The following is a 25,314-nucleotide window of genomic DNA, read 5'->3' on the forward strand; positions in this document are numbered from 1 at the left end:
GACCAGGGCTCAGCGTGCCGGCGGTGGGTCGCCCTGACGAGATGTGGTGGCGCCGGTCCGGGCCGTGGCGGGTCCGGCCACCCGATTCACGAAATCCCGGAGGGCCGCGCCGAGTTCCGCGGGGCGCTCGCAGGGCGGCGTGTGGCCGGTGTCGGCCAACACGAGGAGTTCCGCGCGCGGCAGTTCGGCGGTGTACCGCTGGGCGACCGGAAGCCGGATGGGAACGTCGGCCGCGCCGTGCACCACGAGGACCGGCACGTCGATCTTCCCGAGCTGGTCGGAGATGTCGCGTCTGCGGTAGACCGAGTAGCAGGTCTGTGCGATGTCGTTACCCACCAGAGTGCGAAAGTGCGCGATCCAGTGCCGGGCCACGTCGGTGTCGAGGAAGCCTCGGGCGAAGTTGAGCCGCGCCATCAGCCGAGCCAGGTCGGATGAGACACCGTCGGTGATGGCGACCTCGACCATCGCCTCGTAGGGGTTGGCGGTGCTCGCCGGTTCCTGGTACGGCTGCGTGGAAACCAGCACCAGCCCGCTGGTCAGGTCCGGCCGGCTCAACGCGACGCGCATCGCCTTCATGCCGCCCATGGAGTGTCCCACCCAGACAGCGGGCTGGCCGTCGGTGAGCCTCTGCACCACGTCCGCCAGCCGGGAGGCCTCCTCCTCCAGCGAGTACGCGGCACTGCGCGGGGGCGAGGTGCCGTGCCCGGGCGCGTCGATGGCGATCACCTGGTGGGTGGCCGACAGGCCCTCGACGGCCTGTTGCCACACGCGGCTGTCGGTGAGGAGGCCGTGCAGGAGGACGACTGGTGGCCCCTCGCCGCGTCGGTGCACCCCGAGCGACCAGTCGCCAGTCGTGAGTACGGTGCTGTCAGTAGCGTGCTCGATGGTTGTCACCCTGTCAGCCTCGACGCTACGGGCGGAGCCAGCGAGAGCCTGACGGGTGGTGCGGTCGACGCGGGACATCGATGTGCCCTGTTGGGCACCTCGGGCGGCGCTGGGCGCGGCGGGACGCGACTGCCATCATCGGCCACACCGGGTGGCCTATTGCCGGTCAGTCCGTTCGTTGAGCAGGCCCTCCTTGAGAGCGATCGCCACCGCGAGTGTCCGGTTGGGGCTGTTCAGCTTCGCCAGTACGTTCGCGACGTGTCGCTTGGCGCCGTGTTCGGAGATGCCCAGCCGCCGGGCGATCTGCTTGTTGCTGAGGCCGTCGGCGAGCAGGAGCAACGCCTGGAGTTCGCGCGGCGTGAGGAGCACCCCGCGACCGGGCTTCTCGCTGCGTCGTCGGCGGACGTTCGAGAGCAGCTCACGAGCAAGGGTGGAGGGGATCGACATCTCGCCGCTGGTGATCCGGTGCAACGCCTCGTGCAGCCGGTCGCGGGTCAGCTCGGACTGGATGAGGAAGCCGTCGGCACGAAGGTTGGCCGCCTTGGACACATCCTGCTGGTCACTGGTGTTGAGCAGGACGAGGACCTTTGTTCCGTGTGCGTTCGCCTCCTGGATGGCGAGACTGACCGAGCCACAGTCCTCGGTGGGACAGGGCAGAACCACCACGTCGAAGTCACGTTCACTCATGTTACGAATGAGTTCGTCGACGCTGGCGAAGGTCAGGAGCTGAGAGATGGACGGAATCGCCATGAGCATGCTGGTCAGTCCGAGTTGAACAACCTCGTTGGGTATTGCGACTGCGATCGTCAAGTCACCATCCTGACCGACGGGATGACGATGATCGATGTCATTGGTGAAACTTCGGGTCATGTCGTCCCCCGTAAGTTGGGTCCTGTTTCCCTCGGTGCCGCCAAGCTGCTGGGGCGCGCACCAGCCAGCGACGTGCGTCTCGTGGCCAAACGCACGCGGTCGCTGGTGGCCTGCCTCCCCAGGTGCGCCACATAGCGCGGTACTACTAAGCTTGCCTAGTAGTACGTTACGAACGTAACGGGCTACTCCCCGTAGCACAACCGCGTGGGAGGAATCCCTGACGGTCCAATCCTCGCGCGGACCGGCTGGCGAGGGCGCACTTCCGGCAGATGCCGGATCGGGTGTCCGAATGGGCACCCCGTCCAGCGGCCAATGAACGGACCATCCAGTTAGGTCAATGGGCCGACGGAAGTGACCCTTGGGTCTGCCCGCCCCGACCTCTACCGTCGCAGCGGAGCCGCACGATCTGAACCACGCGGAGGCCCCATGCTCTACCAGTCGGCGATCTCCATTCCCGAGGCGATGCGCAGCGCGGCGGCCCACGGCGGCTCGCTGACCTTCCTCGACGCGAAGTTGCAGGCTACCCGCCACACCCTCGACGAGCTCAACGACCTCGCCGAGGGCCTCGCGGGTGGTCTGGCGAAGGCCGGCATCGCGCCCGGCGACCGGGTGGGGGTGCTGGCCCCGACGTCCGACCGGATGATCGCCACGCTCTTCGCGCTGTGGCGCCTGGGGGCGGCCGTGGCGGTCCTACCCCGGCCCCGGCAGACCGACGGGGACACCATCCGGCGCGAAGTGGCCGACCGGCTCGCCGCCATCGGCGCGGCCGCCCTCCTGACCGACGCGGCCACCGCGACCGAGCTGAGCGGCCGTCTCCCCCTCGCGGTGTGGGCAATGGACGCCGTCCCCAACGCGCCCGCGGCGGCACCCCCGCCCCCCGCGCCCGATCAGCTCGGACTGCTCCAGTTCACCTCCGGTACGACCGGCCGGTCGAAGGTGGTGCCGGTGCGGCAGGCGCAGCTCGTGGGCAACGTCGCCAGGTGCGCTGTGGCGCTGCGGATGCGGCCGGGCGACACATATGTGAGCTGGCTGCCCTTCTACCACGACATGGGAATCGTGTCGGTGGTCGGCCTGCTCTGTCAGGGGCTCGACGTGGTCGTGTTGGAGCCGGAGACCTTCCTGCGGCGCCCGGCCACCTGGATGGAGGTCGTCTCCCGCTACCGGGCCGCGATCACGGCCGGGCCCAACACCGCCTATCGCCTGGCGGCACGGGCGCAGCAACTGCGTCCCGCCGCACTCGACCTGTCCGCCCTGCGGGTCGCCATCAACGGCGCCGAGCCGGTGACGGTGGATGTGGTGGAGGAGACTCTGGGGACGCTGGCCACTGTCGGGATGCGTCCGGAGGCGCTCTGCCCGACCTACGGCATGGCCGAGACGACCCTTGTCGTGACCACCGGCGAGCCCGGGCGTACCGTGCCCGTCCTCGACCCGGCGAGCCTCACTGTCGGCGCCGGCCTCGACCGGCCGGTCCGTCCCGTGGTCTCCTGCGGCCGGCCGCTGCCGGACACCGAGGTCACGATCCGCGACCTGGACGGGCGGACCCTGCCGGACGACGCCGTGGGAGAGGTGTTCGTTCGCGGACCCGGCGTCGTTGACGGCTACTGGTCGCTGCCGGGCGAGCGGCGCGACGTTCCCGACGGCGACGTGCGGATTCTCGACGGATGGCTGCGCACCGGCGATCTCGGCTTCCTGCGGGACGGAGAGCTGTACGTCTGCGGCCGGATCAAAGACATGATCATTATCGGTGGCCGCAACCTCTACCCGGAGGACTACGAGAACGCCGCCGAACGCGTCGACGGCGTGCGGTCCGGCAACGTCATCGCCTTCGCCCTCGCCGAGCAGGAGCGGATGGTGGTGGTCGCCGAAGGGCTCGGGCGGGACGACTCGTTGACCGGTCTGGCCCGGGAGCTGTTCGACCGGCTGCGGGCCGACACGCAGTACGCCCCGCACGAGGTGGTGCTGGTGCGGGCCGGGACGCTGCCGAAGACGTCCTCGGGTAAGCGTCAGCGCCGCAAATGCCGGGAGCAGTACCTCGCCGGCGAGCTACGGGTCGTCTGCACGGTGCGCTGAGCGGTGGCCGGGAAGCGGGTCCTGGAAGGGAGCCCGCGCCCCGGCCACTGGTGTCAGCGTCGCTCGTCCACGAAGGAGCTGGACACCTTGGCCGCGAGGTTGACCAGCTCGTCGGTGGCACGCACGTACCGCAACAGGGTCGGTAGGTGACCGGTCACCACCAGGTCCCCGTCGAGCATGCCCTCGATGGGGTCGAGCCGGCTCTCGATGACGTCCTTCCACCTCGAGTAGGGCGCCCGGATGACGAACGTGGCACCGGCGGCACGCTCCTGCTCGACGTCGTAGTCCGCCTGCTGACACTTGCCGTCCGCGAAGGTGGCGAGGCACCAGATGTCCGCTGGGACACCGTTCTCCGGCTCCGCCTCGAACACGAAGGCGATGTCGGCCTCAAAGGTCCGTGCGGCGTCCTCGAACTCCTCCGACGAATTGATCCGCTCGACGTATCCGTCGAGCCACTTGGCGCTGGGAAATACGGGCATCAGGCTCCCTTCGTGGGCTGCCATCCGACGTGGCCGCTGCAAGTTGTGTAGCCGGTGTCCGGGCCGCTGCGAAGACCCGGCCGGAGCTGTCGACCGCCCGCGACGTCCGGGATGACCGAACGGGTAGGCCGACCAGTTCCGTCCACGCACCGCATTAGGCGCGGTCGATGGAGTCTTGGCGTCGGGCGGCGCCGTCGGCAGTCTGGTCCGGTGTCCGTCATCGAGCTTCACGACCTGCGCAAGGTGTACCCCGACGATGTCGTCGCACTGGACGGCCTGACCTTCGACGTGCCGGCCGGTGAGATCTTCGGCTGCCTGGGACGAAACGGCGCCGGCAAGACCACCACGGTACGCATCCTCACCGCCCTCACCCGACCGACCGGCGGCTCCGTGCAGGTCCTCGGCCTGGACCCGCAACGCGCGCGGCGCCAGATCCAGTCCCAGGTCGGCGTCTCCCTCCAGCAGGCCGCGCTCGACCAGCTCATGACCGGTCGGGAACACCTGATCCTGATGGCGCGTCTGCGCGGTCTCGGCGCGGCCGGTGGACGGAGGCGAAGCGACGAGCTGCTTGAGCGGTTCGGTCTTGGCGCGGTCGCCGACCGGTACGTCGCCACATACACCATCGGTATGCAGCGTCGCCTGGACACCGCCATGGCGCTGCTGCACGAGCCGACGCTGCTCTTCCTCGACGAACCGACGACAGGGCTCGATCCGCAGAGCAGGCGGGCCCTGTGGAGTTTCGTGTCCGAGTTCCGCGCGAACGGTGGCACGGTCTTCCTCACCACCCAGTACCTCGACGAGGCCGACCAGCTCTGCGACCGGATCGCCATTCTGGACCAGGGCAGGGTCAGCGTTCTCGACACTCCGAGCGCGCTCAAGCGGGGTGTGGGCGGCAAAGTCCTTCAGGTCAGGGAGTTCCCACCCGAGCACCTGCCCGGCGTCGTCGCCATCGTCGGGGAGCAGGCGTGCCGGATGGACGACTCGACCCTGGACGTCGACCTGTCGGGGCAGGAGCAGCTCCTGCCCGACGTGCTCGCCGAGCTGCGGCGTGCCGAGGTGCCGATGGCGCGGGTCGATCTCGTCGATCCCACCATCGAGGAGGTCTTCGTCCGGCTCACCGGCGAGGGCGTCGACACCCGCGGCCTGAGTGAGCGGGCCGCCGGTGTCGCGGCCATTGGACGGACCCTGGCCACCGGACGCGGAGGAGGCAAACGATGACCGAATTTGCCGGAACCACCTGGACCCTGTTGCTGCGCAATCTTCGCGAGGGCGGCCGGAGCCCCGTCATCGCCTTCATCTTCCCGGTGCTCTTTCCGCTGTTCGTCATCACCCTGGTCGCCTCCAGCTATGAGCGGATGGCGGTCATCCCCGGCTTTCCGGTCACGCCGTACGCCGCGTACATGGCCCCCGGCATGCTGCTCTTCACCGGCATGATGGGCTCGGGATACTCGGCCACCGCCCTCATGCTCGACGCGCAGACCGGCTTCCTGGATCGTCTGCGTCTCTCTCCGGCACGCCCGATGGCGGTGCTGTTCTCCCGGGTGCTGTTCGACGCCGCCCGGGTGGTGCCGGCCGTCATCGTCGTGCTCGGCGTCGCCATGGCCCTCGGCGCCCGCGTCGAATCCGGGCCGCTTGGCATGCTGGCCATCCTGCTGATCTGCTCCGGGTGGTCGGTGGCCTACGGCGGTCTCTTCTACATCGTCGCGCTGCGCACCGGTAACCCGCAGGCACCGTTGGCCATGGCCCCCCTCTCGGTGCTGCTGCTGTTCGCCAGCCCTGCCGCGGCACCACCCCTGCTGCTACAGGACTGGCTGGCCGGACTCGTCGGCTGGAACCCCTTCACCTACGTGATCGAAGGAGTGCGGGCGCTGATGACCGGCCCGCTCGACGGGAGCACCCAGACCGCGCTGCTGCGGGCCGCCGCGGTCATCGTCGCGCTGACGGCGATCAGTCAACTTTTCGTCGTACCGAGCTTCCGGAAGCTGGTCGAGGACTGACCGGCTCGGCACCCAGGAGGACCCTTGCTGCTCTACTGCTTCCCGCACGCGGGTGGTGCCAGCACCACGTACCGGCCGTGGCAGCGTCTGCTCCCGGCCGGTGTCGTGGTGCGCCCGATGTCGTACGCTGCGGTCGGTCTCAGCGCTGGGGCCGACCTTCGGGCCGCCGCCGCGGTGCTCGCGGACCGCATTGACGCCGATCGGGCAGGACCAATGGCGTTCTTCGGGCACAGCATGGGTGCGCTCGTCGCCTTCGAGGTGGCGCGGACGCTGCGGACGAGGGGGCGTCGAGGCCCTGAGCTGCTGGTGGCCGCCGGGCACGTCGCGCCACATCTGCCCTCGCCCGGCCCCGTGCTGCACGGACTGCCCTCGGATGCCTTCTGGCGGGAGGTGCGCGCTCTGGGCGGTGGCCGGGACGACCTCATCGAGGACGCCGAGCTGCGTGCCGCCGTCGAGACCCGGGTCCGGTCGGAGTTTCGCGCGGCCGAGACCTACCGGTACACCCCCTCGTATCCGCTCGACTGCGACGTGCTCGCGATAGCCGGGTCGGAAGACGAGCAGAGCCCGGTCGAGGGAATGCGGGAGTGGCGGATGCACACCCTGGGCGACTTCACCATGAACGTGCTGCCGGGCGGCCACTTCTTCGTCGACGCGTACCGCCAAGAGGTCCTGGCGATGATCCGGGCCGGGCTTGCCGGCACCGGCGCGTCCGGCCGGACCAGCATGGGCTGATCCGGCCGGCGAAAAACTCAGGTCGCGGGTGTTCTGGACTCGAGTTCGTAGGACGCCTGGATCCGGTAGGTGCCCTTGTTGCCGTCCCGGTCCACAGTGACGTCAGCCTCGCGGACCAGCTTGAGGTAGAGGCCGTCGGTCACGTCGAACCACGCGTCGGCCACCGCGGTGCCGTCGAGTCCCGCGCCCTTCACGTAACTGTCGATCCGTACGTGGTGCGTGGGCCGGCTCACCCCCTCCACTGTGACGTTCTCCTCGCCGATGTACTTGATCACGATCCGGGCCCGGTTGCCGTGTGCCTCGCAGACGGTTTCCTCGACCCCGCCGGCCGCGCTCGCCTTGCCACCGACCTGGATCATCGCCGGGTTGCAGTGGTGGGTCTCGTCTCCGCTGATGCCCGCGAAACTCACCTTCTGCATGTGCGCCAGGCAGAGGTACTCGCCAGGTGCGCTGCACTGCCGGTGGGCGTCGGTGTGTTCCTCGATCGGTGTGAAGTACAGCTCCCACACGCAGCCGCCGGCGTGATGGACGCGGGCGTACGTCTCTGTGGGGAACGGCCGATCATAGCTGTCCCCGTCGTACTCGATGGAGTCGTGGCCCTGGGTGCGGTAGCTGTAGACCCCGGCCGCCGGCACGGTGAAGCCCTTGATCTTGTCTCTGGCCGCCACCGGCAGCGCGGGAGCGCCGAGGTCGTCCCGGCGTGAGCCCGGCTTCTTGCGGTATTCGTCGAGGGCCTGCTGGTAGCTGACCGGGGAGCCCTCCGGCGAGATCGCCTGGGTTCGGGTAGCAATCACGAAAGCGCCGGCAGCGAGGGCTATCGCGATGAGGGGTAGCAGGCTGAGCAGTCGTCGTCGGCGATTCGGGACCGGTGATGCGCGTTTCACAAGCTTCCTCCCATTTGACGTCGGTGCTCTGTCGATCCCACCCCGAACGTCGCAGGGGCAGAAGCCCCGGGGAGGGCGTAGATGGGTCGACACCGGTGCCGTGCTCGAACGGGTACCAGGCACGTAGCCAGCCAGTGCGTACGTTCTCGTGCGCTTACCGGGGATTACCTGTTCTCCCGGCGCGAGACAACGTGGGGAATTTGAATGCCCCGTCAGAACGACGGGCGGCGGCGACGCCGAACACCCGAAGGGGAAGACGCCGTGAATCGTGCTGGAACCGATGTGACCGTCTCCGTTGACCGCGCCGAGCTGATGGCCGCGGATCCCGCACAGCGCCGCCACCAGCTCGTCGTGCACCTGGCCGAACGCTACGAGGCGGTTACCCACCGACCGGCTCCGGCGGATCCCAACGAGCCGATCTTCCTCGAGTCCCTTCAGGCCACCGAACTCCAGGTGCTCCTGGAGAGTGACCTGGGGGTGTCGGTGTCGATGGTGGACCTCGCGGAGTCGCCCAGCCTCGGTGACCTGGCGCAGCTGCTCGACGACGCCCTCACCGAGGACCGGGGCACCGGCCAGACCGATGTGCCGGTGGTGGTGGTGGATCGTGCGGGGTGGGGTGAGCCGTTTGGTTTGACTGATGTGCAGCAGGCGTATTGGTTGGGTCGGTCGGGGTTGTTTGAGTTGGGTGATGTGTCGACTCATTTGTATGTGCAGTTTGAGTCGGTGGATTTTGATGTGGTGCGGGCTGATGCGGTTTTGCGTCGGTTGTTGGATCGGCATCCTATGTTGCGGGCTGTGGTGCGGGGTGATGGCCGGCAGCAGGTGTTGGATGGTGTGGTGTTGGGTGTGGAGTGGGAGGATTTGTCGGCGCTGTCGGTGGAGGATGCGGCGGTGCGGGTGGGTGTGGTGCGGGATCGGTTGTCGCATGAGGTGCGGCGGGCTGATGCTTTTCCGTTGTTCGGGTTGGTGGCGCAGCGTTTGCCGGGTGGGGTGACGCGGGTTCATCTGAGTTTGGATTTGTTGATCGCGGATGCGACGTCGGTGCAGGTTTTCTTGAGTGAGTGGGCGGCGTTGTATGCGGATCCGGGGGTGGAGTTGGCGCCGGTGGAGTTGACGTTTCGGGATTATGTTCTGTCGTTGGGGCAGGTGGAGTCGGGGGAGACGTATCGGCGGGCGCGGGAGTACTGGTTGGGGCGGTTGGAGGAGTTGCCGCCGGCGCCGGAGTTGCCGGTGGTGGGGGTGTCGGGGCCGACTCGGTTCGTGCGTCGGGAGTTTCGGGTGGAGTCGGGGGTGTGGGGTGCGTTGCGGGATCGGGCGCAGTCGTGGGGGGTGACGTCGTCGGCGTTGTTGTGTGCGGCGTATGCGCAGGTGTTGTCGGTGTGGGCGCGTCAGCCGCGGTTCACGGTGAATGTGACGGTGGGGGATCGGTTGCCGGTGCATCCGGATGTGGAGCGGGTGATTGGTGACTTCACGGGTTTGGTGTTGGTGGAGGTGGACGCTGCTGGGGCGGAGGGCTTCGGTCAGCGGGTGCGGCGGTTGCAGGAGCAGTTGTGGCGGGATCTGGAGCATCGGGCGTTTGGTGGGGTGCGGGTGTTGCGGGAGTTGGCGCGGGTGCATGGTCCGGCGCGGGCGGCGATGCCGGTGGTGTTCACCAGTGTGTTGGGTCGACCGATGCCCGGGGGCGCCGAGGGGGTGGTTCCGGGGTTGGGTCGGTTCGTGGAGGCGGTGTCGCAGACGCCGCAGGTGCATGTGGATTGTCAGGTCTATGAGCAGGGTGACGCGTTGGTGGTGAGTTGGGACGCGGTGGAGGCGTTGTTCCCGGCGGGTTTGTTGGATGAGGCGTTCGCCGCGTATGAGGGTTTGTTGCGGCGGTTGGCGGTGGAGGCGCAGGCGTGGGAGTCGCCGGGTGGGTTGGTGCCGTTGCCGGCGACGGTGGGTGAGGTGTGTGCGCGGGCCAATGATGTGGTGGGGCCGGTGCCGTCGGGGTTGTTGCATCAGGTGGTGGCGGATCGGGCGTTGGCGCAGCCGCAGGCGTTGGCGGTGGTGTCGTCGTCGGGGTCGTTGACCTATGGCGAGGTGCTGCGTTCGGCCCGTCGGGTGGGTCGTCGGTTGCGGATGGCGGGGGCGCGGCCGGGTGAGTTGGTCGCGGTGTGCATGGACAAGGGGTGGGAGCAGGTCGTCGCGGTGTTGGGGGTGTTGGAGTCGGGAGCGGCGTATGTGCCGGTGGATCCGGGGTTGCCGGGGCCGCGGCGGGAGCATCTGTTCGCTGTCACCGGGGTGCGGGTGGTGTTGACGCAGCAGGCGGTGGCGGACCGGTTGTCGTGGCCGGACGGGCTGTCGGTGTGGTCGGTCGACGACGAGTCGCAGTGGGTGGGTGTTGATGACGCGGCGTTGCCGGCGGTGCAGTCCGCGACGGATCTGGCCTATGTCATCTTCACGTCTGGTTCCACCGGGTTGCCCAAGGGGGTGATGGTTGATCATCGGGCGGCGTTGAACACGGTGGTGGACGTCAACCGGCGGTGGGATGTGGGTCCTGGTGATCGGGTCCTGGCGGTGTCGTCGCTGAGTTTCGACCTGTCGGTGTGGGACGTGTTCGGGATGTTGGCCGCTGGTGGGGTGGTGGTGATGCCTGATCCGGGCACCGGTCGGGATCCGGAGCACTGGGCGCGGTTGGTGTCGCGGCATCAGGTGACGGTGTGGAATTCGGTTCCGGCCCTGTTCGAGTTGTTCGTCGAGCAGGTGGCGCAGCGGGGCGGGTCCGACGCGGCGTCGCTGCGGCTGGCGTTGCTCTCCGGTGACTGGATTCCGCTGTCGCTGCCCGACCGGGCCCGTGAGGTGGTCGGCGACCTGACGGTGATCAGTCTGGGTGGTGCCACCGAGGCGGCGATCTGGTCGATCCACCACCCGGTCGAGCAGGTCGACCCGTCCTGGAGCAGCATTCCCTATGGCCGGCCGCTGACGAACCAGAGCTTCCACGTGCTGGACCACGACCGGCAACCCCGTCCGATCTGGGTTCCCGGCGAGTTGTATATCGGTGGCGTCGGGGTGGCCCAGGGCTACTGGCGTGACCCGCAGCGCACCGCTGCGAGTTTCGTCGTGCATCCCGACACCGGTGAACGGCTCTATCGCACCGGAGACCTCGGCCGTTACCTGCCCGACGGCACCATCGAGTTCCTCGGCCGGGAAGACTTCCAGGTCAAGATCGGTGGGTTCCGCATCGAGTTGGGCGAGATCGAGGCGACCCTGACCGCCCACCCCGACATCACCGCCGCCGTGGTGACCGCCCACGGTGATCCCCGCGGAAACCGACGACTCGTCGCCTACGTCGTGACGGACACCACCGGCGACCTGCCCAACGACGACGTCCGTGACTGGCTACGCAGCAGACTCCCGGAATACATGATCCCCGCTACCGTCATCGAGCTGGACCAGATGCCACTGACCAGCAACGGCAAAGTCAACCGGACCGCGCTACCCGACCCCAGCACCCACAGCGACAGCCACGAACACGTCCCCCCACGCACCCCCACCGAGAACGCCCTCAACACCATCTGGCAGAACCTCCTCAACCTTCCCAAGATCAGCATCAACGACAACCTCTTCGACCTCGGCGCCGACTCCCTCCTCGCCCTCCGCGCCACCGCCGCCGCCGACAACGCCGGACTCCACCTCACCCTCCGCCACATCTTCCAAAACCCCACCATCGCCCAACAAGCCACCACCGCCACCACCGTCACCGGCCAGACCGATGTGCCGGTGGTGGTGGTGGATCGTGCGGGGTGGGGTGAGCCGTTTGGTTTGACTGATGTGCAGCAGGCGTATTGGTTGGGTCGGTCGGGGTTGTTTGAGTTGGGTGATGTGTCGACTCATTTGTATGTGCAGTTTGAGTCGGTGGATTTTGATGTGGTGCGGGCTGATGCGGTTTTGCGTCGGTTGTTGGATCGGCATCCTATGTTGCGGGCTGTGGTGCGGGGTGATGGCCGGCAGCAGGTGTTGGATGGTGTGGTGTTGGGTGTGGAGTGGGAGGATTTGTCGGCGCTGTCGGTGGAGGATGCGGCGGTGCGGGTGGGTGTGGTGCGGGATCGGTTGTCGCATGAGGTGCGGCGGGCTGATGCTTTTCCGTTGTTCGGGTTGGTGGCGCAGCGTTTGCCGGGTGGGGTGACGCGGGTTCATCTGAGTTTGGATTTGTTGATCGCGGATGCGACGTCGGTGCAGGTTTTCTTGAGTGAGTGGGCGGCGTTGTATGCGGATCCGGGGGTGGAGTTGGCGCCGGTGGAGTTGACGTTTCGGGATTATGTTCTGTCGTTGGGGCAGGTGGAGTCGGGGGAGACGTATCGGCGGGCGCGGGAGTACTGGTTGGGGCGGTTGGAGGAGTTGCCGCCGGCGCCGGAGTTGCCGGTGGTGGGGGTGTCGGGGCCGACTCGGTTCGTGCGTCGGGAGTTTCGGGTGGAGTCGGGGGTGTGGGGTGCGTTGCGGGATCGGGCGCAGTCGTGGGGGGTGACGTCGTCGGCGTTGTTGTGTGCGGCGTATGCGCAGGTGTTGTCGGTGTGGGCGCGTCAGCCGCGGTTCACGGTGAATGTGACGGTGGGGGATCGGTTGCCGGTGCATCCGGATGTGGAGCGGGTGATTGGTGACTTCACGGGTTTGGTGTTGGTGGAGGTGGACGCTGCTGGGGCGGAGGGCTTCGGTCAGCGGGTGCGGCGGTTGCAGGAGCAGTTGTGGCGGGATCTGGAGCATCGGGCGTTTGGTGGGGTGCGGGTGTTGCGGGAGTTGGCGCGGGTGCATGGTCCGGCGCGGGCGGCGATGCCGGTGGTGTTCACCAGTGTGTTGGGTCGACCGATGCCCGGGGGCGCCGAGGGGGTGGTTCCGGGGTTGGGTCGGTTCGTGGAGGCGGTGTCGCAGACGCCGCAGGTGCATGTGGATTGTCAGGTCTATGAGCAGGGTGACGCGTTGGTGGTGAGTTGGGACGCGGTGGAGGCGTTGTTCCCGGCGGGTTTGTTGGATGAGGCGTTCGCCGCGTATGAGGGTTTGTTGCGGCGGTTGGCGGTGGAGGCGCAGGCGTGGGAGTCGCCGGGTGGGTTGGTGCCGTTGCCGGCGACGGTGGGTGAGGTGTGTGCGCGGGCCAATGATGTGGTGGGGCCGGTGCCGTCGGGGTTGTTGCATCAGGTGGTGGCGGATCGGGCGTTGGCGCAGCCGCAGGCGTTGGCGGTGGTGTCGTCGTCGGGGTCGTTGACCTATGGCGAGGTGCTGCGTTCGGCCCGTCGGGTGGGTCGTCGGTTGCGGATGGCGGGGGCGCGGCCGGGTGAGTTGGTCGCGGTGTGCATGGACAAGGGGTGGGAGCAGGTCGTCGCGGTGTTGGGGGTGTTGGAGTCGGGAGCGGCGTATGTGCCGGTGGATCCGGGGTTGCCGGGGCCGCGGCGGGAGCATCTGTTCGCTGTCACCGGGGTGCGGGTGGTGTTGACGCAGCAGGCGGTGGCGGACCGGTTGTCGTGGCCGGACGGGCTGTCGGTGTGGTCGGTCGACGACGAGTCGCAGTGGGTGGGTGTTGATGACGCGGCGTTGCCGGCGGTGCAGTCCGCGACGGATCTGGCCTATGTCATCTTCACGTCTGGTTCCACCGGGTTGCCCAAGGGGGTGATGGTTGATCATCGGGCGGCGTTGAACACGGTGGTGGACGTCAACCGGCGGTGGGATGTGGGTCCTGGTGATCGGGTCCTGGCGGTGTCGTCGCTGAGTTTCGACCTGTCGGTGTGGGACGTGTTCGGGATGTTGGCCGCTGGTGGGGTGGTGGTGATGCCTGATCCGGGCACCGGTCGGGATCCGGAGCACTGGGCGCGGTTGGTGTCGCGGCATCAGGTGACGGTGTGGAATTCGGTTCCGGCCCTGTTCGAGTTGTTCGTCGAGCAGGTGGCGCAGCGGGGCGGGTCCGACGCGGCGTCGCTGCGGCTGGCGTTGCTCTCCGGTGACTGGATTCCGCTGTCGCTGCCCGACCGGGCCCGTGAGGTGGTCGGCGACCTGACGGTGATCAGTCTGGGTGGTGCCACCGAGGCGGCGATCTGGTCGATCCACCACCCGGTCGAGCAGGTCGACCCGTCCTGGAGCAGCATTCCCTATGGCCGGCCGCTGACGAACCAGAGCTTCCACGTGCTGGACCACGACCGGCAACCCCGTCCGATCTGGGTTCCCGGCGAGTTGTATATCGGTGGCGTCGGGGTGGCCCAGGGCTACTGGCGTGACCCGCAGCGCACCGCTGCGAGTTTCGTCGTGCATCCCGACACCGGTGAACGGCTCTATCGCACCGGAGACCTCGGCCGTTACCTGCCCGACGGCACCATCGAGTTCCTCGGCCGGGAAGACTTCCAGGTCAAGATCGGTGGGTTCCGCATCGAGTTGGGCGAGATCGAGGCGACCCTGACCGCCCACCCCGACATCACCGCCGCCGTGGTGACCGCCCACGGTGATCCCCGCGGAAACCGACGACTCGTCGCCTACGTCGTGACGGACACCACCGGCGACCTGCCCAACGACGACGTCCGTGACTGGCTACGCAGCAGACTCCCGGAATACATGATCCCCGCTACCGTCATCGAGCTGGACCAGATGCCACTGACCAGCAACGGCAAAGTCAACCGGACCGCGCTACCCGACCCCAGCACCCACAGCGACAGCCACGAACACGTCCCCCCACGCACCCCCACCGAGAACGCCCTCAACACCATCTGGCAGAACCTCCTCAACCTTCCCAAGATCAGCATCAACGACAACCTCTTCGACCTCGGCGCCGACTCCCTCCTCGCCCTCCGCGCCACCGCCGCCGCCGACAACGCCGGACTCCACCTCACCCTCCGCCACATCTTCCAAAACCCCACCATCGCCCAACAAGCCACCACCGCCACCACCGTCACCGGCCAGACCGATGTGGAGGAGCCGACCGGACCCAGCGATCTGACTCCGTCGCAGCGGTGGTTCCTGGCACAGGACCTGCCGGAGCGGGACCACTGGAACGACGCCTCGTTCCTGCTGTCCCTCCAGCGACCACTCGACCTGGGACTGCTGCGCACCGCACTGTCCAAGGTCATCGAGCACCACGACGCCCTGCGGCTCCGCTTCACCCGCAAGGACGAGGACTGGCAGGCGGAGATCGCCCCCTTCGACCCGGCGTCCGAGCTCCCGTTCGCCGTGCACGACCTGGCGGGGCTGGGCACCGCTGACCAGAAGGACGCGGTCACCAAGATCAGTGATGGGTGGCAGCGCAGTCTGGACCTGCACGCCGGCCCACTGCTGCGAGTGGCCTACTTCGACATGGGGCCGCGTCCGCACTGCCTGCTGTTCCTCGCGCACTGGCTGGCCGTCGACCACTACTCCGGGCGTACTGTCATCGAGGACCTGCTCGCCTGCTACGCGGAGCTGGAAGCGGGCCGACCGGCGGCGCTGCCGCGCAAGACAAGTCCGTTCCGGGCCTGGACCCGGGAACTGCGCTCGTACGCCCAGAGTGAGCCGGTGCGCGCCGAGGTCGGGTACTGGACGGCGCCGCAACGACGCGACGTCGACGCCGTCCGGTGCGATCACACGGAGGGTGCCAACGACCTGACATCGCTGCGTACCATCACCGTGCGGGTCGCTCACCGCACCACCGAGGCGCTGGTCCGCCTCCTTGCCCGACGCACCTCGGTGGATCTGGGTGAGGCACTGACGGCCGCGGTGCTGCGGGCACTGCCGGTGAGCCAGCGGGGCTCCCACGAGAACGTGCGTCGCGTGCTTGTCGACCTGGAGTGGCACGGCCGCGACCTGCCGTTGGGGCAGCTGAACGTGAGCCGGACGGTCGGTCGGTTCTCCACCCTGGCCCCGGTGCTCGTGGAGATGGACGTCGCCGCGCCCGTGCTGTCGGGCATCGCCGAGGTCGGTCGGCAACTACGCGCCGTACCCGCGCACGGCGGTCACTACGGACTGCTGCGCTATCTCGGCGCCGACCAGGAGGCCGAGGTGCTCGCGGCGATGCCGCAGGCTGAGGTGGGTGTGAACTACCTGGGACAGGTCGACGAGGTGTTCCTCCGCAGCGACCTGCTCAGCGTGCCGCGCATGTCGTACGGGCAGCAGCGCAGCGAAGTGGGCGCACGGGTCCGGCTGCTCGACGTCGTCGGATACGTCGTCGCCGGCCGGCTCAGTCTCACCATCGGGTACAGCGTGAACCGGCACACGCCGGAAACGATGGCCAGCTTCGTCGACGCGCTGGTCGCGACGCTCGAAGAGATCGCCGAGCAGGTGCGCTGAACCCTGGTGGCGCCCGGCCCGGCCGGGCGCCACCAGGACCCGCCGCCACCCGGCAGGTCAGGCGGACCAGAGCAGCGCGAGCCCGGAGAAGGTGATCACCAACATGCACACCAGCATGGGCACCATCGCCCGGGTCAGCCGTGCGGACGGCAGCACGCGGGCGGCGTGGGCGTGTGCGGCGACGCTGCCGGCCACATGGCCGACGATCACCGCCGCCACCTGCACCAGGGAGACGAGCAACAGCGGCGGCACCCATGCGCCTGCCTCCGCCGCCTCGCCCTCGCCGCCGTGACCCGCACCGCCGAGGCTCTGCACCTGAACGACGAACAGGGTGAAGTAGTGCGCGATGACGTAGCCGGCCGCGACGGGCACCAGACTGGGCGTGAGTCGCGTGGTGACGACGGGCGACGGGACACCGCCGAGTCGGGCGGCCGTCACGGCCGCGGCGACGATCAGCGCGTACCCCGTGGCCGCCGTGCCGATCAGCGCCAGCGTCGCCCACAGCGTCGGTAGCGGCGCGTCCTCCAGACGTTCCCGCCACCAGGCGCCAGCGCTGAGACTGTCGTAGAAGGTCGCGCCGAGCAGCATCGCCACGGTGGCGAGGAGCCCGGGGGCGACCGGGACGGACGCGAGGCCAGTCAGCGGGCGCCGCAGCACCAGGGAACCGTCAGTGCCCCGCCCGATCGGGGACAGCCGTCCGACGAGGTCGGAGTAGACCTCGAACGCGTCCCCCCGCTCGAACCAGCGGTCACCGAACAGCAGGCCGGCAGCGAGGTGCACGGCCGCGTACCCGGTGAGCCAGGCGGCCACCGACGAGGGCTGGTGCCGTGCCGGCGCGACAAGCTCCCACCAGGCGAAACCGAACAGGCCGACGGCCGCGGGCCAGTAGCCCAGCCGGTCGGGTAGGGGCAGCCGCCCGTGCGCGGGGTCGGTCCGGGCCGCGCGGCTGATGAGCAGATGCGCGGTCCGGATCGGGTTCAGGTGCCGCCACACCGGGCCGAGCAGCAGCGACACCGGAACCAGGCCGACCCAGAAAAGGCCGAAGACCACCCCGAAGGCCGGGTTGTCCGGTCCAGCCGGGCCGGCCCAGAGCGTGCCGAGTGTCCACGTCACGGCACCGACGCCGAGCAGCGCGGCCGCCACGCGCAGCGGGGGCTGGTCGGCAATGGACCGCACCACGGCTGGCAGCGGACGTTCGGCGTGTTCCGGTGGGACCCTTCGCCCGTTGAGGCGCAGAACGTCGAAGGAGGCGTACAGGGCTACGCATGCGGCGACCAGGGCGTAGGACAACGGAATCGGATCGTCCACCGAACCTGTGGCGTGTGCGAGGTTGGTTACGCCGTCCATCGAGGCAGCGTGCTTGCCCGGCCGTCGTCGCGCCAGCCTCGACGAGCGGTACCGCCCAGCCAGGTGGGCTGTGCCCAACCGGAGTGCCCTTCTCGCTGGACCGATAGTGGTGGTCGTCGGAGCGTGTCCGGACGTCGCCCGTCCTGTGAGGCTCAACCTGTTCCCATGTCCCTGGAAGGGAGTCCCGCCGTGCCGACCGTTCCCGCGCTCGGCCGTGCCGCCGTCTACGCCGGTGTCGTCGTGTTCCTCCTAGGTCAGGCGTTCGACACCTACTGGCACGCCCGCAACGTCTCGTTCGTTCCGGAGCCCCCTCGGGAGCTGTGGAGGATCCACCTCGGCATCTATCTGGGCGCGGTCATGCTGGCCGTGCTCGGCGGCTGGCTGCTGACCCGACCCGGGCTCCGGATCGCCGGTCTGCTGATGCTGCTGGGCGGCGCCACCCAGCTCCTCGGCTTCGGGTGGGACATGTACCTGCACGGGCAGGGCCGCTCGAAGGAGATCTGGCACGACCTCCTCTGGTACGGCTTCGGGGTCGTCGTCCTCGGCGTGGTGCGCCTGGAGGCGCTGATTCGCCGCCGCCCGGCCACCGTCGACATGCGGAACGTCGCCTGAAGCCGCTACCGTTATCAGCAAGGTGTATGTCGGGACGGAGGGTGGGGTGCCGTGTCGTCCCAGCTGAGCAGGATGCTAGGAACCCTGGGTGCCGAGGTGCTGGAGACGCTGTGGGATGCGCCGGGGCCGCTCACGGTGCGCGAGGTGCAGGAGCGTCTCAACAGTGCCCGCGTCGAACCGCTCGCCTACACAACCATCATGACCGTGTTGGCCAGGCTCGCCGAGCGAGACATCCTGGTGCGTGAGATGAGCGGGCGTGCGTACGTCTACCAGGCGGTCGTGGCCGACGCGGCGGAGCTCGCGGTGCGGGACGTGATCCGTGACCACGGAGAGATGGCGGTCGCGCACTTTGTCGACATGTACTCCGCAGAACTCGGGATCCGGTCCCGCCTGAGCCGCCTGATACGTGACGAGGAAGCCAGCGGGTAAGCGTGCCGAGCGGCCTGTCTGCCGCTTGCGACAAACCGGCGACCAGACCTGAGGGAGGCAGCTGAGGATGTGCTGGTCGGTCCGGTGGAGATACCTACTGACACGCGTGGCTCAGATGACGACGGTGCTCGTCGTGTTCGGCTACCTGATGACGGCGATGAGCCGGGCGGTGGCCTCGTTCCAGCTGGGCGTCGCCGGTAGCGGCGGCACAGTGCCGAGGTTGGGCGTCGAAATCCTCGCCCTCGTCGGTATCGCGGTGACGGTCTCCGGGATCGTTCGCTTTGCGTTCACCCTGGCCCGTCAGTGCATCGGGATGGTGACCCTGTCCCGGTGGGTGGCCGTGCACCGGGTGGAACCGGACTCCCAGCTCCTGCGCGCCGGGGAGGGCGTCCTCCGCGCCGACCGGATCGTGCAGGTCGACTCCCGCGGCGCGTTCGCTCTGACCTATGGACTCCTTCGGCCCAGGGTGCTGCTGAGCAGCGGTATCCTCGCCGTCGCCACCGAAGCCGAGCTTGCCGTGGTGCTCCGCCACGAGTGGCATCACGCCGAGCGGCTCGACCCCCTGAACCGGCTGATCCTCGGGCTGTTCTCCGCCCTGATGTGGTATCTGCCCGGCAGCCGACGCATGCTCCGACACCACCTGCTCTGCCAGGAGCTGGCCGCCGACCGCGCGGCGTTGTCCCGGTCGCGGCGGCACGTGCTGGCGGGCGCGTTGCTGAAGATCGCCTCGGCGCCGCGATTCAACGCGGCAGTGGCCAACATGCACACCGCCGAGGTCCTCGAAGCGCGCGTGCGGCAGCTGGAGGAACGGGCATCACTCCACGAAGGACGGTGGACGAAGGCCTACCGACACGTGCCGTGCGCGCTGCTCGTCGCCGCCGCACTGGCCGGCGACGTGGCAGTGGCCACGCTCATCGAACAGCTCTGTTGCGGCTGACCGGGTGGGTGCCGACCGCGCTGGACCGGGGCAACCAGCGCCGGGTCCGTGGGCTGTCGGTCGGCTCCGTACCGGGACGGGTCGTCTCCGTTGGCAGGAGACGAACCGGCTACGTGGCCGGCTCCACCGCCCGCCGCACAGGTCGGAACCGGAAGTCGGCGGGGTTCCTCCGGCGCACCATCCGCTGGTAGCGGGGTGTCCGGTAGGGCCAATTGGTGGAGACGCGGCCGCTCGCGTCCTTGAACCAGCTGGTGCACTGGTCGGTCCAGACCAGCCCGTCGAGGGCGCCGTCGACCAGGCGGCGCCACTCGGCCATCCGTTCCGGACGGACGTCCCACGCGCCGGCGCCCCGGTCGGGCGACGCCACCACCGACTGGGCGATGTAGTCCGCCTGCGACTCCAGGGCCAACAGCACCGAGTTGTGCCCCAGATTGGTGTGCGGGCCGTACATGAGGAACATGTTCGGGAAGCCGTCGACCATCATGCCGAGGTAGGCGTACACCCCCTGCTTCCAACGGTCGTGCAACCGGACCCCCTCGGCGCCCGTCACCTCGACGGAGGCGAGGAATTCGGTGGTGCGGAAGCCGGTGGCGTAGATGATGGTGTCGAGGCGTCGCTCCCGTCCGTCGGCAGTGTGGATGCCGTCGGCGGTGATCTGGGTTATCTCATCCCGGATGACCTCGACGTTCGGCCTGCTCAGGGCCGGATAGTAGTCACTGGCGAGCAGCAGCCGCTTGCACCCGATGGGATAGTCCGGGGTGAGCTTGGCGCGCAGGGCCTGGTCGCTGATCTGGTCGTGCAGGTGTTTACGGGCCGCGGCGGCGAGCACCCCGGCGATCCGGTGCCGCCGCAGCGCCGAGAAGAGGACCAACTCGGAGCGCCAGAACAACATCGACCGGTACGCCTGGTGGAGCCCGGGCAGCACGCGTAGCACGGACCGCAGCGGGGGCCGGAACTCCGGCGAGGGCTTGGGCAGGACGTACGCGGCGGACCGGTGGAACACGTGCATCGAGGCCACCTGGTCGACGATGCCGGGCACGATCTGTGCCGCGCTCGACCCGTTTCCGATGACCGCGACACGCTGCCCGGTGAGGTCCACCCGGCGGTTCCACCGGGCCGAGTGGAAGGAGGCGCCCGAGAACTCGTCCTGCCCCGGGATGGCCGGGACGTTGGGCAGGTGCAGCTGCCCGAGGGCGAAGACCACCATGTCCGCCTCGTAGCGTGTGCCGTCGGCCGCGCCGAGGTGCCACGTGCAGGTGCCGTCGTCGTAGCTCGCGGACTCGATCGTCACGCCGGTGCGCAGGTGCGGCCGCACGCCGTACCGGTCGGCGCACCCTCGGAGGTAGTCGAGGATCTGCGGCTGACCCGGGTAGCGCACCGACGCATCGCGGTACGGCGCGAAGGAGTACGAGTAAAGGTGCGAGGGGATGTCACAACTCGCACCCGGGTAGACGTTGTCGCGCCAGGTGCCGCCGAGGTCGTCGCCCTTGTCGAGGATGAGGAACGAGGTGATCCCGCGTTGCTTGAGTTGGATGCCCACGGCCAGACCCGCGAAGCCGGCGCCGACGACGATGACGGTGTGCCGTGACGGTCGAGTGCCCTGCACTTCTGCGCCTCCTGCTGGTCGGCTGGGTCAGTTGACCCGGCGGTAGACCGACACGTGCCAGGGCGACTCCCCGGTGAACTCCTGCCCCTCCCAGCCGCCCCACCGGCCTTCCGGCCGCAGACCGGCCAACCTCGCCATGAGGTCCAGCTCGCTGGGCCAGACGTAGCGGAACTGAAGCGGGTACTCCTGGACGCCGTCCTCGCCCTTGAGCCCGTACCGCGGCCACATGCGCTGCGTCACCGGGTCGTGGTTGCTGACGCTCAGCAGCAGACTGGTGCTCTCCTTCCGGGCGACCTCCATCGCTTGACCGCTGCTGCGACCGGCCTCGAACCGTGCCACGTCGGGGACGAACGCCTGCACCACCAGGACACCGCCGTTGACCAGATGCTCGGCGGCGTTGCGAAGACAGCGAACCTGGTCCTCCTGGGTGGGCAGGCTCAGCAGGGTGTTGAAGACGATGTAGACGACACCGAACCGCCTGTCGATGCGCATGTCGGTGAAGTCCCCCAGCACGCGCTGGACCTGCTGGCCGCCGGGCTTGGCCGCCAGCAGGTCGAGCATCTGCACCGAGGCATCGACGCCGGTGACGGACAGGCCCCTGGCGGCGAGCGGGAGAGCCACCCGGCCGGTGCCCACGCCGAGTTCGAGCAGGTCCCCGGTTTCGGCGTCGGCGGCCGTCTGCTTCGCCAGGTCGGCGAGGAAGGTGACGGTCTGTTCGGTGTCGTCCTGCAACTGCACCACCCAGTCGTCGTAGATCCCCGCGAGGCGCTCGCCGTAGGACTCCGGTCCGAATTCACTGTGATCAGTCATGGCCGACATTCAACTTTCGGTGAGGGGTGGGAGCCAGACGCGGATAACCGGGTCGGCAGGGGTAGCCGACAGGTCACCTAGTGATCTGACGCGGCGCTGTCGGGATGGGTCTCGGCGTTCAGCCGGGCGAAGAGTGGCACGGGAAACCACCGGCTCAGGGCCACCGAGTTGAGCGTGACCCGCGAGGTGGCCGCGTCCGCGCTCACGAGCCGCGCAGCCTGTTCCAACTGCGCAGACCGGAAGTCGTAGATGAGCAGGCGCCCGCCGGGCCGCAGCACCCGCCGCAGCTCGCTGACGGCGGCGACGGGGACCGGCCAGTGGTGCATGCTCAGGGTCGAGACCACCACCGCGAAGGATCCGTCCGGATAGGGCAGGGCTGTGGCATCGGCGACGTCGACGGTGACCCGGTCGGTCAGGCCGGCCTCGGTGACCCGCCGGCGGGCGACGGCGACCATCTGCGGGGAGACGTCCACGCCGGTGAGGCGCAGGTCGGACCGCCGAGAGGCCACCGTCCGCAGCAGTCGCGCAGGCCCGGTCCCGACGTCGAGGACGGGCCCGGCAGCCACCGCGCACACGTCGCGGGCCACCCGATCGTAGAGGCCGGCCAACATCCGGCCGCTCAGGCGGTCGTAGGTTTCGGCGGTCATCCCCATTCCACTGGGATCGGTCGCGCCCCGCTGGCGACCGGCGAACAGCCGCGCCGATCGGTGGACGAAGTCACGCAGCATTGCCATGGAACACCTCGACTCGACTGCGGGCCTGGTGAGATAGGCCGACTGCGGACAGTCTTGCAGTTCAGGCCAACATTAAGTAAAGGGCGACTCGCGGCGAGCCGCCCCGGACACGGCCCGCACCGGCGCGCCGTGCGACTGGCCCGGCAGCCGATGGCTCAGCGGATGGCCGAGAACGACACCCGCATAACTTCCGGCCCGCGCAGGATGACGTGCGGCCGGTACTCCAGCGACTCTTCGACAAGCCGGGGATCCACGACCCTCGTCACGAAGGCCTCGATCGCCAACTCGGCTTCCAGCCGGCCGAGGTTCGCGCCCAGGCAGAAGTGCGGACCCGCCGAGAAGGAGAGGTGGTTGAGTCGGTTCTCACCACCGCGGGTGATGTCGAAGCGCTCCGGGTCGTCGAACACCTCCGGGTCGCGGTTCGCGGCGGCCGTGAGCAGCAGCAGGTCCATCCCCTCGGGCACCGTGAAGTCGTCGAACGTCATTTCGGCGCCGGCCATCCGGTGCAACATCTGCACCGACGGCTCGTACCGCAGGATCTCGTCCACCGCGCCCGGGATGAGGCTCACGTCCTCGCGCAGCATCGCGAGCTGCTCCGGATGGCGCAGCAGGGTCAGGATCGCGTGCGAGATGAGATTGGCGGTCGTCTCGTGACCGGCCATCACCAGCAGGGCCAGGGTGGCGAGCAGCTCCGTCTCGGTCAACCGGTCACCCGCGGCCTCGGCCTGCACGAGTCGGGGCAGCAGGTGTTCCTCCGACCATTCGCCCTTGGCGATGAGATCGCGGAAGTACTGGTAGAACGCGGCGCGTGTCTCCACGTCCTCCCGGTCCACGTCCTCGTCCCGGTTCGCCGCCATCAGGGGATCCAGTGCCCGGCCCAACACCGTCGACCACTGGCCGAAGATCCGGTGGTCCTCGGGCGGTACCCCGAGCAGCTCGCAGATCACCTTCACCGGAACCGGATACGCGAAGACGCTCGGCACGTCGACCGGCGATCCGTGTGCCGCGACATCGGCGACCAGGTCGTCCACCACGGCGCGTACCCGTGGTTCCAGGTTCGTGACCATCCGCGGCGTGAACGCTTTGGAGACCAGCCCCCGCAGGCGGGTGTGATCGGGCGGGTCCAGGAAGGTCATGACCTCTCGCCGGGACTCCACCGCCTGACTGCTGAGAATCTTCGACCGGCTCCGGTCGGCGCTGGCCGCCGGGTGCCGCAGCACCCGCTCGACGTCGCGGTGCCGGGCGAGCACCATCAGATTGCCGTTCATCGCCGGGAACGGGGACGCCTCGCGGATCTGGCGCAGCAATGGATAGGGGTCGGGCCGGGACCGGGGATCGAAGAAGTTCATCAGGTGCAGTTCCGGCGCATCCGTGTCGTCGGTTACCGTGTCAGTCATTCCTCCACTCTTGGAGATTCGCGTACTTCTGGACAGGGTCACCCGCGCTGACCGATCGGGTACCCCACGTTCGCGGCCCGAAGGGCGCTGCCGGTGACCGGCCCGACGCTCCACTGTTGGTCCCATGGATCTCACGGCGCTCAACCCAGCGCAGCCTGAACAGGGCTCCGCGTTCAGGCCATGGCAGACCTGGCGCGACGAGCAGGGACCGGCCGTGCTGGTCGCGGCGGCGATCCTCGCGGCAAACGCGCGCAACGTCCAACCCTGGTCCTTCCAGGTGGCCTCCGACCGGATAGACCTCTTCGCCGACCTCACCCGACGCCAGGGCGCGCTCGACCCGCTCGACCGCGAGCTGAACGTCGGTCTCGGTTGCGCACTGGAGAACATGTCGTTGGCGGCGAGGGCCAGCGGCTGGTCGCCCGAGATCCACCTCTGCCCTGACCCGAGCCGACCCGAGCACGTCGCGACCATGCTGCTGCGCCCGGGAACGCCGGACGTCTCCGAGCTGTACCTGGCGATACCCGCCCGGCACACCGACCGGGGACCGTTTCGGAAAACGGCGCTGTCCGACGACCTGCTCGCCGAGATCGGTAGCCTGGGCGCGGTCGACCTGCCCCGGGCCGGGATCCGCTGGTTCAGCACCACCCAACAGCGGCGTCGTATTGGCAGCGCCCTGGTGGCCGCGACCGAGGCGATCATCCAGGACGAGGAACAGTCCCGCGCCGGACACGCCTGGTTCCGCGGCAGTGACGAGGAGGTGCGACGTCACGCCGACGGGATGACCACCGCGACGCAGGGCATGCATCCGCTCCTTGCTCGCATCGGTGGGTGGCTGCCCGCGCCCTCACGCCGGACTGCCGATCGCTTCTGGCTGCGTCAGACAAAGAAGGTGCACGTGCCCACGGCGGCTGCGTTCGCCATCGTCACAGTGCCCGACGCCGGTGACGTCGTCGACCGGATCACCGGTGGGCGGCTGCTGCAACGCATCCACCTCTTCGCTACCACACGAGGGTTGGCCGTCGGACACCTCAACATGCTCACCGTCAGGGCCGACCGTGAGCGGCACACCGGGGCGCCCCCGCAGTTCGGGCAGATCCTCGCCGACCTGGTCGGTGACCCGTCTGTCCAGGCGCTCGTCACCTTCCGCATCGGATATCCCACGAGGCCGGCGGCGGCAAGTCCGCGCCGGCCGGTCTCTGCCGTCCTGCGCTGAGACCGGACATCCGACGCGACCCATCCCCGCTCTTCGGCAGG

Annotated in this window: 18 protein-coding genes; 9 read left to right on the forward strand and 9 right to left on the reverse strand. The window is 68.8% G+C overall.

The genetic code is table 11. From position 1 onward, the window contains the following. Positions 1–9: 9 nt before the first annotated feature. Positions 10–894: an alpha/beta hydrolase gene (locus AB0A95_RS18920; protein ID WP_357557023.1), complete on the reverse strand. Its 885-nt coding sequence runs from the start codon at positions 892–894 to the stop codon at positions 10–12. 147 nt (positions 895–1,041) lie between these two features. Further along, a complete protein-coding gene (locus tag AB0A95_RS18925; protein ID WP_357557024.1) occupies positions 1,042–1,572 on the reverse strand; it encodes a response regulator transcription factor in 531 nt (176 codons plus the stop codon). 609 nt (positions 1,573–2,181) lie between these two features. Here AB0A95_RS18925 and AB0A95_RS18930 point away from each other — a divergent pair. Continuing rightward, positions 2,182–3,825, forward strand: coding sequence for an AMP-binding protein (locus tag AB0A95_RS18930; protein WP_357557025.1), 1,644 nt, complete (start codon positions 2,182–2,184; stop codon positions 3,823–3,825). Positions 3,826–3,878: 53 nt separating this feature from the next. Here AB0A95_RS18930 and AB0A95_RS18935 read toward each other — a convergent pair whose 3' ends face one another. Continuing rightward, entirely contained in the window at positions 3,879–4,304 is a 426-nt protein-coding gene (locus AB0A95_RS18935) for a hypothetical protein (RefSeq protein ID WP_357557026.1), read from the reverse strand. Between the two features lie 210 nt (positions 4,305–4,514). Between AB0A95_RS18935 and AB0A95_RS18940 the strand changes: the two genes are divergently transcribed. Genes AB0A95_RS18940 through AB0A95_RS18950 form a run of 3 tightly spaced genes read left to right on the forward strand, consistent with a single transcriptional unit; the run spans position 4,515 to position 7,033 of the window. Then, positions 4,515–5,522, forward strand: a complete 1,008-nt coding sequence (locus AB0A95_RS18940; protein ID WP_357557027.1) for an ATP-binding cassette domain-containing protein — start codon at positions 4,515–4,517, stop codon at positions 5,520–5,522. Continuing rightward, positions 5,519–6,301 carry an ABC transporter permease gene (locus AB0A95_RS18945; RefSeq protein WP_357557028.1) on the forward strand — a complete coding sequence of 261 codons (783 nt, stop codon included), beginning with the start codon at positions 5,519–5,521 and terminating at the stop codon, positions 6,299–6,301. Before AB0A95_RS18940 ends, AB0A95_RS18945 begins: the two co-directional genes overlap by 4 nt. A 24-nt stretch (positions 6,302–6,325) precedes the next feature. Continuing rightward, positions 6,326–7,033, forward strand: coding sequence for an alpha/beta fold hydrolase (locus AB0A95_RS18950; protein WP_357557029.1), 708 nt, complete (start codon positions 6,326–6,328; stop codon positions 7,031–7,033). A gap of 17 nt (positions 7,034–7,050) precedes the next feature. On the opposite strand, the gene AB0A95_RS18955 is transcribed toward AB0A95_RS18950, so the two are convergent. Continuing rightward, positions 7,051–7,827 carry a hypothetical protein gene (locus AB0A95_RS18955; RefSeq protein ID WP_357557030.1) on the reverse strand — a complete coding sequence of 259 codons (777 nt, stop codon included), beginning with the start codon at positions 7,825–7,827 and terminating at the stop codon, positions 7,051–7,053. Positions 7,828–8,199: 372 nt separating this feature from the next. On the opposite strand from AB0A95_RS18955, the gene AB0A95_RS18960 reads away from it, so the two are divergent. After that, entirely contained in the window at positions 8,200–16,188 is a 7,989-nt protein-coding gene (locus AB0A95_RS18960; protein WP_357557031.1) for an amino acid adenylation domain-containing protein, read from the forward strand. 57 nt (positions 16,189–16,245) lie between these two features. Here the strand turns inward: AB0A95_RS18960 and AB0A95_RS18965 are convergent, their stop codons facing one another. Further along, on the reverse strand, positions 16,246–17,535 hold the full coding sequence (locus AB0A95_RS18965; protein ID WP_357557032.1) for a hypothetical protein: 1,290 nt from the start codon (positions 17,533–17,535) through the stop codon (positions 16,246–16,248). A gap of 189 nt (positions 17,536–17,724) precedes the next feature. Between AB0A95_RS18965 and AB0A95_RS18970 the strand changes: the two genes are divergently transcribed. The 3 genes from AB0A95_RS18970 to AB0A95_RS18980 all read left to right on the forward strand — a co-directional run bounded on the left by AB0A95_RS18970 (position 17,725) and on the right by AB0A95_RS18980 (position 19,513). Continuing rightward, on the forward strand, positions 17,725–18,147 hold the full coding sequence (locus tag AB0A95_RS18970; RefSeq protein ID WP_357557033.1) for a hypothetical protein: 423 nt from the start codon (positions 17,725–17,727) through the stop codon (positions 18,145–18,147). A gap of 72 nt (positions 18,148–18,219) precedes the next feature. After that, the gene (locus AB0A95_RS18975) at positions 18,220–18,576 is read left to right on the forward strand and encodes a BlaI/MecI/CopY family transcriptional regulator (protein ID WP_357557112.1); all 357 of its coding nucleotides are present in this window, start codon (positions 18,220–18,222) and stop codon (positions 18,574–18,576) included. Between the two features lie 115 nt (positions 18,577–18,691). Beyond that, positions 18,692–19,513 carry a M56 family metallopeptidase gene (locus AB0A95_RS18980; RefSeq protein ID WP_357557113.1) on the forward strand — a complete coding sequence of 274 codons (822 nt, stop codon included), beginning with the start codon at positions 18,692–18,694 and terminating at the stop codon, positions 19,511–19,513. Between the two features lie 109 nt (positions 19,514–19,622). On the opposite strand, the gene AB0A95_RS18985 is transcribed toward AB0A95_RS18980, so the two are convergent. The 4 genes from AB0A95_RS18985 to AB0A95_RS19000 all read right to left on the reverse strand — a co-directional run bounded on the left by AB0A95_RS18985 (position 19,623) and on the right by AB0A95_RS19000 (position 24,060). Beyond that, entirely contained in the window at positions 19,623–21,119 is a 1,497-nt protein-coding gene (locus tag AB0A95_RS18985) for an NAD(P)/FAD-dependent oxidoreductase (RefSeq protein ID WP_357557034.1), read from the reverse strand. A gap of 27 nt (positions 21,120–21,146) precedes the next feature. Beyond that, positions 21,147–21,929 (reverse strand): methyltransferase domain-containing protein, encoded by a 783-nt coding sequence (locus AB0A95_RS18990; RefSeq protein WP_357557035.1) that lies wholly within the window; start codon positions 21,927–21,929, stop codon positions 21,147–21,149. 77 nt (positions 21,930–22,006) lie between these two features. Further along, positions 22,007–22,663, reverse strand: a complete 657-nt coding sequence (locus AB0A95_RS18995; protein ID WP_357557036.1) for a class I SAM-dependent methyltransferase — start codon at positions 22,661–22,663, stop codon at positions 22,007–22,009. A gap of 155 nt (positions 22,664–22,818) precedes the next feature. Continuing rightward, positions 22,819–24,060 carry a cytochrome P450 gene (locus AB0A95_RS19000; RefSeq protein ID WP_357557037.1) on the reverse strand — a complete coding sequence of 414 codons (1,242 nt, stop codon included), beginning with the start codon at positions 24,058–24,060 and terminating at the stop codon, positions 22,819–22,821. A 124-nt stretch (positions 24,061–24,184) separates the two neighbouring features. Here AB0A95_RS19000 and AB0A95_RS19005 point away from each other — a divergent pair, with 124 nt between their 5' ends. Further along, the gene (locus tag AB0A95_RS19005; RefSeq protein ID WP_357557038.1) at positions 24,185–25,273 is read left to right on the forward strand and encodes a hypothetical protein; all 1,089 of its coding nucleotides are present in this window, start codon (positions 24,185–24,187) and stop codon (positions 25,271–25,273) included. Positions 25,274–25,314 lie beyond the last annotated feature (41 nt).

This window comes from Micromonospora sp. NPDC049230, assembly GCF_040647875.1.
Taxonomy (GTDB): domain Bacteria; phylum Actinomycetota; class Actinomycetes; order Mycobacteriales; family Micromonosporaceae; genus Micromonospora.